Source organism: Allobosea sp. P4_C6 (assembly GCF_056402015.1).
In genome coordinates, this window is the sequence record NZ_JBFUIF010000025.1 from 67,525 (window position 1) to 80,968 (window position 13,444).

Sequence of the window (13,444 nt, forward strand, 5' to 3'; positions counted from 1 at the left end):
CGTCATTCTCGGGCGCCGCGCAGCGGCGACCCGAGAATCTCATGCAGGAGAGGCACTGGTTTCCGAGATGCTCGGGTCAAGCCCGAGCATGACGTTCCCGCATTCCCTCACTCATGGCGGTGCATCGCCGAGCTGTGCTTGGTGTCGCGCATGGTCGAATAGACCAGGAACGACAGGAAGATGACGCCCGCGAGGTAGTAGTAGAACCACTCTTCATGGCCTTGCTGTTTGAAGAACAGGGCGATGGCCGGCGCCGTGCCGCCGAAGATGGAGACCGTCACCGCATAGGGCACGGCGACGCCGGTGGCGCGGATCGCGGTCGGGAAGAGCTCGGCTTTCACCACCGCGTTGATCGAGGTGTAGCCGGCGGTGAAGATCCAGGCGCCGCAGATCAGCAGGAAAGCCATCCACGCCGATTTCGTGCCGGCGAGCGTGGTCAGGATCGGCACGGTGAGGAGCGTGCCGGCGAGGCCGAAGAACATCAGCATCGGCTTGCGGCCGATCCTGTCGGAGATCAGGCCGTAGATCGGCTGCAGGATCGCCGCGAAGATCAGCGAGCCGGCGATGACATAGGTCGTCACGATGTCGGAGAGCCCGACCGTCTGTCTGACGAAGGTCTGCATATAGGTCGTGAAGGTGTAGAAGGCGGCCGTTCCGCCGGCCGTGAGGCCAACCACGATCGCGACCTCGCGCGGATACTTCATCAGGCCCTTGAGCGAGCTTTCGCGCTTCATCGTGCCCTTGGCCGCCTCGAAGGCTTCGGTCTCCTGCATATGCCGCCGCATGAACATTGCGGTCACGGCGAGCAGTGCGCCGATGACGAAGGGGATGCGCCAGCCCCAGGCGACGAGCTGCTCATGCGTCAGGAAGACGTTCTGGAGCAGCAGCAGCACGAGAATGGCGGTGAGCTGTCCGCCGATCAGCGTGACGTACTGGAAGCTCGAATAGAAGCCGCGATGCTCCGGGTCCGCGATCTCGGTGAGATAGGTGGCGCTCGCCCCATACTCGCCGCCGAGGCTGAGGCCCTCGATGATGCGCGCCAGGGCCAGCAGGACTGGGGCGGCGAAGCCGATCGTCGCATAGGTCGGCGTGAAGGCGATGATCAGCGAACCAAAGCACATCATCAGGACCGACACCATCAGCGACAGCCGCCGCCCGTAACGATCAGCCAGATGCCCGAACAGCCAGCCGCCGATCGGCCGCACGATGAAGCCCGCGGCGAACAGCGTCGCGGCGTTCAGCTGCTGCACGACCGGATCGTGCGAGGGGAAGAAATGCGGCGCGAAATACAGCGCGAAGGCGGTGTAGGCGTAGAAATCGTACCATTCGACGAGGTTGCCGACGGAGCCGATGAAGATCGCCTTGAGGCGTCTTTTCGCGTCGTCGATCTCGATCGGATGGGGATGTGGCGTGGTGGTCGTATCGGACATGGCGGCCTTCTGCAGCTGGGGAGCGTCAGAGGCGAGCGCGCGACCCGAAAGGCCGTGGAGGCGGTCTGGCGGCCTCCCGAAGGGCGGCTTGGGAACCCTTTTATGCGTCCGTTTTGGGCATGCGTCCAGCGGCCGGCACGCCGTCGCCATGCGCCCGCAATTGCGTTTGGCGCATGGAACTTTGCCGGTTCAGGGCCGAACGAGCTGCGGGCTGAGGTTCGGTGCGAGGTTGGGTGCGACGATGCGCACCGAGCGCCGCTCGCCGGTGACGCTGCGGGACTCGCTCTTCAATCCGTCCTTCTTGTCTAGCACCTTCTCGTCGACGATGCTCGGGCCGACACCGGCGGACTCGGTGCCCGCCGTCGGCGAATTCTCGGAGGGCATCGGCTTCTCCTCGGCGACATCCGGCGTGGCGCCCGGTTGCGCCGCCGGTGCCGGCTGGGTGCCGGCCCGCCGCTTCGCATCGGCTTTCGGGTCGAGCTTCGGACGGGAGAGCTCGGCGGCGCGCTGCTCGCTGAGGATCACGTCGCCCTTGCGCTTGTCGAGCAGGTATTCGGCGTTCTTGAGCGCGGCCGACCAGCTTTCGCCCTGGCCCCGACAGGTGCAGGCGGCATCGAAGCTGCGCGTGTATTTTCCGGCGTTCGCCAGCGAGGAATAGGGTTGCCCGGTCGAGCGCGAGGCCGCGTTCTGGATATCGCCGCCGGTGCTCATGCCGAAAGCCGTCGTCTCGACGCCGGGGCAGAGCGCCTGGCACATCTCGTCGGCATTGCCGGTGTTGTTGGTCAGCGGGAAGAAAAAGCCGTCGCAGGTCCGGACGCAAACCGTCTGCGGGCCGCCGAGGCGCGGCTTCTCGGGCTCGACAGGCTGATCCGGGTCAAGCTCCGGCAGGGTCGAATCGATTTCGCCGCGGCGCGGCTCGATCCCGAAGATCGTGTCGAAGAAGCCGCGCGGCTGGGCCCGGCAGTTGTTGTTGATCGCGGCGGCGAGCTGGGCGCGCCGCTGTTCGACGCCGCCGCCCTGGGCCTGGCGCTGCAGCGCCGTATACTGTGACTGCAACTGGCCGAGCTGAGCGCGGATCGCCCCGCATTGCGGCGGGCCGGAATCGAAAATGCCGAACGCGCGCTCGCAGCCCATGGCGCGATACTGGCCGGTGAGCTGCGAAAGCTGGGCGCCCGCGCGCTGGGCCGCCTGGGCGGCGCGCGGATCGCCGCCGCTGCGGCCCTGCAGGCTTTCGAGTTCCGATCGCCAGGCGTCGCAGGAAGGCGATTGCGCCGCGGCAGGCCCGCTCAGAGCCGCCAGCGCCAGCAGCGCCATACCGAAACGTCTGGAAAGTCGCAGAATCATCGCAGGTCGGGTCACGCCATCCATTGTCGAAAGCCGGCAAGCCGACTCTGTCCAAGAACACCCGCCAAACACGACGGAACTATGGAGCGGCCTGCGTCGGGGCGCCGCGGACTTGGCTCCTGTTGGAGGCTTCGCATGCCATATTCGGGCCGTGGCAGCAATCCGGGGACGGGGGCGGCGGCGCGGTGGTGGAAAACTCCCGCTTTCGCTAGAAGGGCAGCCTGAACGGCGCTGCCGGCGCCCGTCCTCGTGTTCCGCCAATGAGGCAAGCCCGCCCATGTCCGACTATCCGCCTCTTCACGAAGCCGTCATCCCCGAGCTGCCGAACTACTATCGCGGCAAGGTCCGCGAGAACTACGACCTGCCGGGCGATCGTCGCATCCTGATCTCGACCGATCGGCTCTCCGCCTTCGACCGTGCGATCGCCTCGATTCCCCTGAAGGGCCAGGTCCTGACCCAGACGGCGCGCTACTGGTTCGAGCAGACCGCCGACATCTGCCCCAACCATGTGCTGGAATATCCGGACCCGAACGTCGTGGTCGGCAGGCGCCTCGAAATCCTGCCCGTCGAGATCGTGGTCCGCGGCTATCTGGCCGGCACGACCGGCACCTCGATCCTGACGCTCTACAAGCAGGGCCAGCGCGAGATGTACGGCATCAGCCTGCCGGACGGCCTGCGCGACAATCAGGAACTGCCGCAGCCGATCATCACGCCGACGAGCAAGGCCTTCGACGGCGGCCATGACGAGCCGCTGTCGCAGCGCCAGATCGTCGAGGGCGGGCTGCTGACGCAGGAGCAGTGGGACACGGTTTCTGGCTACGCGCTCGCGCTCTTCGCGCGCGGCCAGAAGCTCGCCCGCGAGCGTGGCCTGATCCTCGCCGACACCAAATACGAATTCGGCACCGATGCGCAGGGGCGCATCATCCTCGCCGACGAGATCCATACGCCGGATTCGAGCCGCTATTGGTTCGCCGAAAGCTTCCTCGCCCGCTTCGCTGCCGGCGAGAAGCCCGAATCCTTCGATAAGGATTTCGTCCGCAACTGGGTCGTGGCCCGCTGTGACCCCTACAAGGAAGAGCTGCCGCCGATCCCGCAGGAGCTGATCGACCAGACCTCGGCGGTTTATGTCCGCGCCTACGAGACGATCACGGGGGCGGCTTTCGCTTATCCCCCGAAGGGCGAAGACCCGTTGCCGCGGATCAGGAAGAATCTCGCCCGGTATTTTTGAGGGCGCGGCGGGAACGTACGTCATTCTCGGGCTTGACCCGAGAATCTCAGGCCGAGAGAGGCGAGGGGCCTCGGCGTCACGAGATGCTCGGGTCAAGCCCGAGAATGACGGCGCCCACGCGTTTCCTCGCAGCCGCTACGCCCCGTCCTCGTCACGATAGTTGCCGGCGAGGTGGCGGCCGCGCTCGGTCAGCGTCGAGAGCACGCGCTCGAACACCTTGAGCTCGTCGGGCGCGATGCCCTCGAGCCAGCGCGCCTCGAAGCCGAGCGCCAGCGGCACGATCTGGTTGTAGATGCGCCGGCCGGCAGCAGTCAGCGTCGCGAAGGATTCGCGCCGGTCCTGCCGGTTCTCCGCACGCGAGACGAGGCCGCGTTTCTCCAGCTCGGTGACAGCGCGCGAGACCTTGGTCTTGTGCATCTGGGCGAGCTCGCCGATGTCGCGCGAGGTCAGCTTGCCGAACTCGCCGAGCTGCGCCACCACCCGCCATTCCGGGATGCCGATGCCGAAATGCTCGCCATAGATGCGCCCGAGCGCGCGGCCGCCCAGCGTGCCCACGACGTTGAGGCGATAGGGCAGGAAGCGCTCCAGATGGAGCGCCTGGTTTTCCGGATCGGGTGCTGGCGGTTTCGTTGTCATGGCGATGGACAGGCGCGCCTCAGCGCGCCTTCAGCCTGTTCATGAACGAGTCGTAGGACAGCTCTGCCACCTGCCACCAGAAACAGTCTCCAACTCTCGTAAGATATTGAAATACCATGATATTTTGATCTAGCCCAAGCTCGTCGTGGGATATTCGTGGGACTCTTTGCTTCGGCCAAGCCGTCTCTTTAACGCATTGATATCACTGTGTTTTTATTTTGTCGACAACTTGCCATCGGGCTCCCAGAAGATAGGTTTTCGTCGGCCCAATTCGCAGTTGTGAGGCGGAGTTTGGCGGTTACGAGAACGCTGAGTGCCGATATCGAGCAAGCCTTGGGTTCGGATTTTATTCCTCGAAGTTGTGTGTAAGAGCCGGTCTCAGATCCTTCGTCCTCCTAGCTTTCACCGCGCTTCTTGGTAGGTCGGGAAGGGCGGTGCGGCCCTGCCCGTTTGCAGACGTTCGAAAGGTCGCGGGAGGGTGGTTTGCCGACGTTCCTCCACGCCGGCCGAAGGGGCTGGGTCGCGCCACTTTCGGACCTTGGTGTGTCGCCAAGAACCGGACGTAGCCATTTTGACATCGCCGGGGTGACTTTCACGCGGGTGAGCTAGATTTCAGCGTCGCAGTTAAAACGGGTCGTCTTACGGACATCCTGAATGATCTTGTCGGCAAAATTTTGCGCTGCGGGCGAGAGACTCTGCTTTCGCAATGTGATCAGGGCCATGCTGCGCGTGATGCACGGCTCCGTCAGATTCAGAACGGCCGTTGCCTTGAGACTGGCTTTGGCCAGTCGGGAGGCTGGCTGAACGGCGACACCCAAGCCGGCCTCTGCCATCGCTATGACAGTCTCCGACTGGATGAACTGGTACCGGGTGGGCACCTCCAGCCCCTGCTCTTGCATCGCACCCTCCACGAGCCTGCGCACCGCCGTCGCCTGGATCTGCACGAGCATCGGAAAGCGCGACAATTCAGCCAGGGTGATGCTATCGCGCGGTGAAATGAGAAAATGATGCGGCACAAGAGCCTGGAGAGGCTCGACCATGATCGTTGTGCAGTCAAACGCCGGGTCGTCGGTCTGGGGCCCTACCGCGAAGTCGACCTCTTTCTGCCGCAACGCCTCGTATAGATCCTGCGAGGTCAGTTCCCGGACTGTGACGGCGATGCCCGGATAGGTCCGCACGAACTCGGTCAGCACAGGCGGCAGGTGAATTGAGGCCATGTGGGACGAGCAGGCCAGAGCGAGCTGGCCGCGCCTGGCGTCGCTCTCCTCGCGGATGCGGCGCAGGCCCAGATTGATCTCGTAGAACGCTTTTCGCGCGCTGTCGCGAAGATGATGTCCCTCCACGGTCAGCTTCACACTCCGCGTGGTCCGCTCGAACAACACGACACCGAGTTGCCCCTCGATCTGCATGATCTGGGCGCAGACCGCCGAATGCGACCGGTTGAGCGTCTCCGCGGCGGCCCGGAAGCTGCCCTTTTCCGCAACTGCCAGGAAGGTCTGAAGCACCTTCATGTTGATGCTACCGATGACGTCCATCGCGACACTCCCACTGGTCGATTAATCCAACCAATCTGTAGGATTTTGCGAATTGTTTTACCAGCCGAGAGAGCTACGCTCCTGAGATCGCAAGGCGATGTTCGGACGAAGCCGGCCTGGAAAAACGGCCCGGCGCGTTCGCAGGGAGGACATGATGGATTCCAACGAGGACGACATGGATCGCCGGCGCTTGCTGCGTTCGTAGCCTTGCGCGCTTGGCAATCGGCTTCTGCCGCCGGATGAGCACTGCTAGCCGGACACGTCCGAACAGCGCCTCCAGGCTCACATCGAAGGCCGGCTCCTGACCGCTGTCCGGATCGCGCCCACCTGCTCTCACCCACGCGGACACTGCTCTATGGTCTATCATCACCTCTATGCGAAATACGCCAAGCAGAGCCATGTTCGGGCTGGCGTGATTGGGGCTGGCGCCTATGGCACCGCTATCGTCACACAGGATCCCCATACGCCGCTTCTCACCGTCGTTGCGGTGGCCGACATTTCGCTCGACGCAGCCAGGGGCGCCTATCTGAAGGCCGGCTTCGAGCCATCGATGATCGCTTATGCCGACACGGTGGAGGCAGCGCAGCGTGAGATCGAAGCCGGCAAGCGGGTCTACACCGACAATCCTCTGATCGTGCCTGACCTGCCCTCAGTCGATATCGTGTGCGAAAGCACTGGGATTCCCGAGGCGAGCGCCGTCTATGCGTTGAGGGCGATCGAAAATCGCAAGCACGTCGCCATGATTACCAAGGATTGCGACGTCACAGTCGGTCCCATTCTCAAGAAGCTCGCCCGCGAGGCCGGGGTCGTCTACACGCCCGTGGACGGCGACCAGCACGGCCTGTTCATCCAGATGTTCGAATGGGCAAAATCCGTCGGCCTGACGGTGATAAGCGGCGGCAAGGCCACGGATGGCGAATTCATCTATGACGATGCAACGGGCGTCGCGCGCATCGTTACCGACAAGCCGATCCATGCACCCTATCAAGCCTCGATCGAGATCGCGCCTGAAGACCGGACATATCTCCAGATGATTCCCGAGGGTCGCGCCGAGGAGTACGTTGCCCGACGGGCCGCAATTCTGGGGCGACTTCCGCAGCCGGGCTCCTACGATCTTTGCGAGATGACGATCGCGGCAAACTACACGGGCCTGACGCCTGCGGTCGATACGCTGATCCATGCTCCGCTGCGCATCACCGAAATTCCCGTCGCCTATTGCGAGCAGTCGCATGGCGGTCTGTTCGATCGCGCCGGCAAGATCGACCTCGCCACCTGCCTCCGGGCGCCCGACGAGTCGGGGCTCGGCGGTGGCGTCTTTCTGGTTGTGCGCTGCGACAACGCCTATTCGAATCATGTCCTGACGACGAAAGGGCAGATCGGCAATTACGACAACACGGCCGCGGTGATCTATCGACCCTATCATCTGTGCGGAGTCGAGACCTCGACGTCGATCCTAATGGCCGGGTTGCTCGGCATCGACACCGGTTCGGACGACTACCTGCCGCGCTACGATCTGGTGAAGATCGCCGCGCGCGACATTCAGGCGGGCGAAACCTTCGGCAATGACCACAGCCCGCAGCTCGTGGCCCGCATCGTGCCCGCACGGCCGATCGCGCCCGGCAATCTTGCCTGTTCACATCTGCTCGTCGGCAACCGCGCTTCGGTGAATATCCCGGCGGGAACCTTGATAACCTACGACATGGTGGAGGAACCCGCAGGCTCGCAGCTCTGGAGCCTGAGACGGCGACAGGACGAAATCTTCCTGACGCCGGAACAATCCCCTGTCACCCGCAAGCTGGAAGAGGCGTGACGGTGGCAGCGCCCCGCATCGTCTTGTATCACGCGACGCCTGTTGCAATCGAACCCGTGATGGGAGCGATGGCGCGGCTGTGGCCTGAGGCGGAGGCTGTGAATCTGCTCGACGACAGCTTGACGACCGACCGTGCGAAGGATGGGGAATATCTGTCCGAGGGCCTGATGGAGCGTTTCGTCGCGCTCGGTCGCTATGCCCATCGCATCGGTGCCGACGGCATCCTCGTCACCTGCTCGGCCTACGGCCCGGCGATCGAGCGCATGGCGGAGACGCTTCCCGTTCCGGTGCTGAAGCCCAACGAGGCCATGTTTCGCCAGGCCATCGCTGCCGGTGGTCGCATTGGGATGCTGGCGACCTTCGCGCCAGCCGTCTCGACGATGACCCGCGAGTTCGATGACTTCGTGTCGGAGGCACAGTCCGCGACGACGCTCGATACGATCGTCGTGGACGACGCCATCGATCTTTTGAAGGCGGGCGACGCCGACAGCCATAATCGATTGATCGCCGAGCGCGCGCATGAGTTGGGCGGCCATGATGCGATCATGTTGGCGCATTTCTCGACGTCGCGCGCAGCCGCCGCGGTGCGGGCCCGCGTCGATATTCCGGTGCTTTCGGCTCCGGATGCGGCAGTGGCCCGAATGCGCGAGCTGGTTACTGGGGGCTGATCCGGCGCTGGGCGGCACTTGCCGATCGACGCAGCAGCAGGGGACGGCAACTCTAAACCAAGGCCTGATATCCGATCAGATCAACCAGGAAGCCCCGGAACAATGAGGGCTTCGGAACAGGGAGGAATGAAGATGTTGAGCTTCTTGAAGGCGAATTGTGCCGCGATGGCATTCGCCGCGCTTTCGGCCACGGCCGCGCTCGCCCAGACGGCAGCCACGACCTATCCGGCGGGCTATGCCGATATTGTGGCTGCGGCGAAGAAAGAGGGAAAGGTCGTCGTGTATTCGCCGACCGATTCCGTACAGGCCAACGCCCTGATCGGAGCGTTCCAGAAGAAGTATCCGGGCGTCACGGTCGACTATAACGACCTCTCGAACACTGCGATCTACAATCGCGTGGTCAGCGAGTTCGCGGCCCGTCAAGTCGGCGGCGACGTGGTCTGGTCGGTCGGACTGGATCTGCAGGTCCGCCTGGTCGCGGACGGGCTGGCGGAAACTTACGCCTCGCCCGAGGCGGGAAACCTGCCTAGCTTCGCGAAATACAAGGATTCGGCCTACCTGACCTCGATCGAGCCCGGCGTGATCCTCTACAACAAGCGTCTCGTGCCCGCAGCGCTGGTGCCGAAGAACCTCAGCGAGCTGACCAAATTCCTGAAGGACCACAAGGAGGTGTTTCAGGGAAAGGTCGCAAGCTGGGACCCCGAGAAGTCCGGACAGGGTTACGTCGCCATGCAGGACGACATGCGCAACAATCCCGGTTTCTGGCCCCTGATGGCCGCCTTCGGCGAGGCCGGCGGCAAGATTTACTCGAATTCAGGGCAGATGCGCGAGAAGGTCGTTTCCGGCGAGGAGATCATCGCGTTTTACGTCAACGGCGCTTATGCGACCGAATGGGTCAAAGCCAATCCGACGTTGGGAATCGTCTACTCCGATGACCGCACCAGCGCCGTCTCGCGCGCGGCCCTGATCGCAAAGAACGCCCCGCACCCCAACGCGGCCAAGCTTCTAATTGACTTCATGCTGTCCTTGGAAGGGCAGAGGGTGATGGGCGAGGCTGGCCTTCCCTCGGTTCGAAGCGATGTCGATGGCGTGCCCAACTTCAAGAGCCTGAACGTGCTCGCCAACGGCAAGCTGCAGCCGATCGCACTGGACGCTTCGCTGCTCGACAATCTCGACAAGACCAAGCGTGCGGACTTCTTCTCTCGCTGGAAGCAGGCGATGCGCCGCTGAGCGCCCGCCACACACGCCAAAGCGGAGAAGGACAATCCTATGCGTGCCGATGGTGATGCCTCGGGGTTTCGCGGAACCACGATCGGCCTGCTCGGATTGATGGTCCTCGCCCCTGTCGGGCTGATCATCTACCAGAGCTTTCTGGATGGGCCGTTCTTCTACCCCACGGCCGAATTCAGCTTCTCGTCGTTTGCCTATGTCTTCTTAGACCCGGATTTCTATCGGGCGCTCTGGACGACGCTGGTCTTCGCCATCGGCCTTGTCGTCATCGCGGTGCCGATGGGGGCGGCGCTGGCCTTCCTGCTGACGCGAACCGACATCAAGGGGCGCGCCTGGATCGAGCCTATAGTGTTGGTGCCGATGTTCCTGTCCGCGCTGGTCCTCGGCTTTGGCTATACCGTCTCCGTCGGGCCGTCAGGCTTCGTCTCGCTCGCCGTGCAGGATGTCCTGGGCTTCGTGCCATGGAACATTTACGGGCTGCCTTCGCTCATCGTCATCGGCGGGCTGAGCCATGTCCCTTACGTCTATCTCTACGTCTCCTCGGCGATGCGGAATCTGCCCGCCGATCTCGAGGAGGCCGCGCGCACCATGGGCGCCGGCCTGCCCCGGATCGCGATGGAGGTGACGCTGCCGCTGGTCCTGCCGGCGCTGGTCTACAGCGCGGCGCTCAATTTCCTGCTCGCCTTCGAGAGCTTCGGACTGCCGCTCATTCTCGCCGATCCCAGCGGAGTCCTGGTCCTGACCACCTATCTCTACAAGCTCACGACCCTCCTCGGCGTGCCCTCCTACCATCTCATGGCAGCGGTCGCCGTGCTGCTTTTGATCATCACTCTGCCGCTCGTCGCGATCCAGCGGCGCCTGCTCGACCGCTCGCGCCGCTATGCCACGGTCGGTGGAAAGGGTGGCCGGCCGACACGGGTCAAGCTCGGGAACACCGGACAGATCGTTGCGCTCTCTCTCATCGGGCTGTGGCTGCTGATCTCGGTCGTCCTGCCGATCAGCGGGATCGCCGTTCGTGCCTTCGTCGATTCCTGGGGCCAGGGCGTCAATTTGGCCGAGCATCTGACCCTTGCGAATTTCCAGCAGCTGTTCAAAATCTCGAGCCTGTCACGCGGCCTCGTCAACACCGGGCTGATCGCGGTGGTCGGAGGCGCGATCGCGGTCGTCGTCTATCTCGTCATAGCCCTGGCTGGTCATCGCAATACGAGCCTTGCGGCCGTGGCGCTCGACTACATGATCCTCCTGCCAAGGGCTCTGCCGGGGCTCGTCATCGGCCTCGCCTTCTTCTGGCTGTTCCTGTTCGTGCCGTTCCTCTCGCCGCTGCGCGCGACGCTGGTGAGCCTGCTTGTCGCCTATGTCGTGGTCGGTCTGTCCTATGGGCTGCGGCTGATCCAGAGCACGCTGCTTCAGGTCTCCCCCGAACTGGAAGAGTCGGCCCGCACCAGCGGCGCGACCCTGCGGCGGACCTGGACCGACATCGTCATCCCGATCGTCCGGCCGGGCCTCTTCGGCGCCTGGGCGATGATCATGATCATCTTCCTGCGTGAATATGCGACGGGCGTCTATCTCATGACCAGCGGCACCGAGGTCATCGGCTCGCTGATCGTCTCCCTGCTGGCCAGCGGCGACCTTGCCACGATCGCGGCCCTGTCCCTTATCAGCGTCACCTTCACGGCCCTCGGGCTGGCGGTGGCCTTCCGCTTCGGAGCCTATGCCAAATGACCGACCTGCGTGTCGAGAACGTCGAGTTAAGTCTCGGTGCCGTCCCCGTCCTCAGGGGCGCGAGCTTCGAAGGGAGCCGCGGCGAGGTCGTCGCACTGCTCGGCGCATCCGGCAGCGGCAAGACCACCTTGCTGCGCTCGATCGCAGGGCTGGAGCGCCCCTCGAAGGGCCGGATCGTGATCGGCGGAAAGACCGTACTCGACGTCGAGCGCCGTCTCAGCCTGCCGCCCGAGCAGCGCGACATCGGGCTCGTGTTCCAGTCCTATGCGCTCTGGCCACATCGCACGGTGGCGGAGAATGTTGCCTTCGGCTTGAAGCTGCGCGGCGTTGCGCCGGCGGAGATCGGGCGGCGCGTCACCGAGATGCTCGGGCGGCTCGGGCTGGGACATTTGGGCGAGCGATACCCGTTCCAGTTGTCGGGCGGCCAGCAGCAGCGCGTCGCGATCTGCCGCGCACTTGTCTATGAGCCGCGCGCCATTCTGCTCGACGAGCCACTCTCCAACCTTGATGCGAAGCTGCGCGACGAAGCCCGCTATTTCATTCGCAAGCTCATCCTCGATCTCGAACTCTGTGCGGTGATTGTCACGCACGACCAGAGCGAAGCGCTAGCGATGTCCGACCGTGTAATCCTGCTCAAGGACGGCGCAATCCTCCAGGAGGGGACGCCGATGGAGATCTATGAGAACCCGCGCAACCGCTATGTCGCGGAGTTCCTCGGTTCGAATAACCTGCTGCATGGGCAAGCCCGTGCCGAAGCGGATGGGTCGACCTCCATCCACGGTGCGGACTGGCAGCTGACCGGGCAGGCGCAGGATGGGGTGTCGTCCGAGGCTGCGGTCGCTGTGGTCCGCGTCGACAAGGTGCGGATCGTCGATGGCCCCGGCCAGAACCGTGTCCCCGTCGAGATCGAAGCCAGCATCTATCTGGGCCAGCATTGGGAATACCGGATGGCGCTGGGTGGCGCGCCTCTGCGCGCCTTCGGGCCGCAATCTATCACCGCCGGGCCTGCCTGGTGCGAGGTCCCGCCCGAGAGCGTGTGGATCTTTGCCGACCGGCAGCCGTAATACACGCCATCAATCCTGCGGTTATCTACGCCGGACGAACCTCGCCAGCGTAGCCAGCATGGTCAGCTCCTCCGCTTCGAAAATTTCATGACAGCCATCGCATCAAAGACATCCACTGGCTGAAGCTCGTGCCCTTGAACGGACGTTTTCCGTTTGCTGCGCCACTAGCGAAGGTTTCCAAGTCATCGCGCGGAATCCAATCGGCCTGCCCAAAATCGGCTCCCGCGTCCACAAGGGGCCTTCGAACGTGGCACTGCCGCGCCGACTGGATCGCCGGAAAACGGACGTTCCAGAAGTCAGCTAGGGGCCACTCATCGACCTTCGGACAGTGCGCCGCGAATGTCTCACTTGGGTCGAATTTGCCCGTTGGCCGCTCTCCAGAGAGCGGACATTCGGCGCGAACCAAGCCGGACTCCTTTGTCCCAATCAATCCACTAGGGTCGGGAGCCGACACGCGGCTTTGCATAGGACCACGGCGGGGGGCGTCGACCTGTCTATGAGAACATTTCGGGAATCGTCGTGGTAAAATTCGTGGGACTTTTGGTTCAAAAGCGTCCCACGAATTCCAATCGTTTCCACTTCGTTCTCATTGTTCATAGAATGATTTGAGAACGAAGATATTCAGAGATTTCAGCGACTTAACGTGCTTTTAGACGGTTCATGAAGGTGTCGTACGAAAGCTCCGCGCACTGCCACCAGAGCAGGTTCTCGCCACGGAAGGCGACCATCGAATCGTAGCCCTTCTTGAAGTCCGGGCTTTTGGCGCTGGTTTCGGCG

The 13,444-nt window shown here is 63.5% G+C and carries 10 protein-coding genes; 6 read left to right on the forward strand and 4 right to left on the reverse strand.

All coding sequences use genetic code 11. The features are described 5' to 3' along the window. Window positions 1-107: 107 nt before the first annotated feature. Both AC1DVA_RS18160 and AC1DVA_RS18165 read right to left on the reverse strand, forming a co-directional pair. Window positions 108-1,430: an MFS transporter gene (locus AC1DVA_RS18160; protein ID WP_265052629.1), complete on the reverse strand. Its 1,323-nt coding sequence runs from the start codon at window positions 1,428-1,430 to the stop codon at window positions 108-110. A gap of 189 nt (window positions 1,431-1,619) precedes the next feature. Beyond that, window positions 1,620-2,774, reverse strand: a complete 1,155-nt coding sequence (locus AC1DVA_RS18165; RefSeq protein ID WP_476806800.1) for a DUF2865 domain-containing protein — start codon at window positions 2,772-2,774, stop codon at window positions 1,620-1,622. 277 nt (window positions 2,775-3,051) lie between these two features. Between AC1DVA_RS18165 and AC1DVA_RS18170 the strand changes: the two genes are divergently transcribed. After that, window positions 3,052-4,002 carry a phosphoribosylaminoimidazolesuccinocarboxamide synthase gene (locus AC1DVA_RS18170; RefSeq protein ID WP_265052631.1) on the forward strand — a complete coding sequence of 317 codons (951 nt, stop codon included), beginning with the start codon at window positions 3,052-3,054 and terminating at the stop codon, window positions 4,000-4,002. 135 nt (window positions 4,003-4,137) lie between these two features. Here the strand turns inward: AC1DVA_RS18170 and AC1DVA_RS18175 are convergent, their stop codons facing one another. Then, window positions 4,138-4,638: a MarR family winged helix-turn-helix transcriptional regulator gene (locus tag AC1DVA_RS18175; protein WP_265052632.1), complete on the reverse strand. Its 501-nt coding sequence runs from the start codon at window positions 4,636-4,638 to the stop codon at window positions 4,138-4,140. Window positions 4,639-5,243: 605 nt separating this feature from the next. Then, window positions 5,244-6,173, reverse strand: coding sequence for a LysR family transcriptional regulator (locus tag AC1DVA_RS18180; RefSeq protein WP_476806801.1), 930 nt, complete (start codon window positions 6,171-6,173; stop codon window positions 5,244-5,246). Between the two features lie 355 nt (window positions 6,174-6,528). Between AC1DVA_RS18180 and AC1DVA_RS18185 the strand changes: the two genes are divergently transcribed. From AC1DVA_RS18185 to AC1DVA_RS18205, 5 genes are all read left to right on the forward strand, one after another. Then, the gene (locus AC1DVA_RS18185) at window positions 6,529-7,983 is read left to right on the forward strand and encodes an NAD(P)H-dependent oxidoreductase (protein WP_265054603.1); all 1,455 of its coding nucleotides are present in this window, start codon (window positions 6,529-6,531) and stop codon (window positions 7,981-7,983) included. Window positions 7,984-8,042: 59 nt separating this feature from the next. After that, on the forward strand, window positions 8,043-8,651 hold the full coding sequence (locus AC1DVA_RS18190; protein WP_265054899.1) for an aspartate/glutamate racemase family protein: 609 nt from the start codon (window positions 8,043-8,045) through the stop codon (window positions 8,649-8,651). Between the two features lie 132 nt (window positions 8,652-8,783). Further along, window positions 8,784-9,881 carry an ABC transporter substrate-binding protein gene (locus AC1DVA_RS18195; protein WP_476806802.1) on the forward strand — a complete coding sequence of 366 codons (1,098 nt, stop codon included), beginning with the start codon at window positions 8,784-8,786 and terminating at the stop codon, window positions 9,879-9,881. Window positions 9,882-9,920: 39 nt separating this feature from the next. Beyond that, on the forward strand, window positions 9,921-11,603 hold the full coding sequence (locus tag AC1DVA_RS18200) for an ABC transporter permease (RefSeq protein WP_476806803.1): 1,683 nt from the start codon (window positions 9,921-9,923) through the stop codon (window positions 11,601-11,603). Next, window positions 11,600-12,667, forward strand: a complete 1,068-nt coding sequence (locus tag AC1DVA_RS18205) for an ABC transporter ATP-binding protein (RefSeq protein ID WP_265054606.1) — start codon at window positions 11,600-11,602, stop codon at window positions 12,665-12,667. Before AC1DVA_RS18200 ends, AC1DVA_RS18205 begins: the two co-directional genes overlap by 4 nt. Window positions 12,668-13,444: the final 777 nt, after the last annotated feature.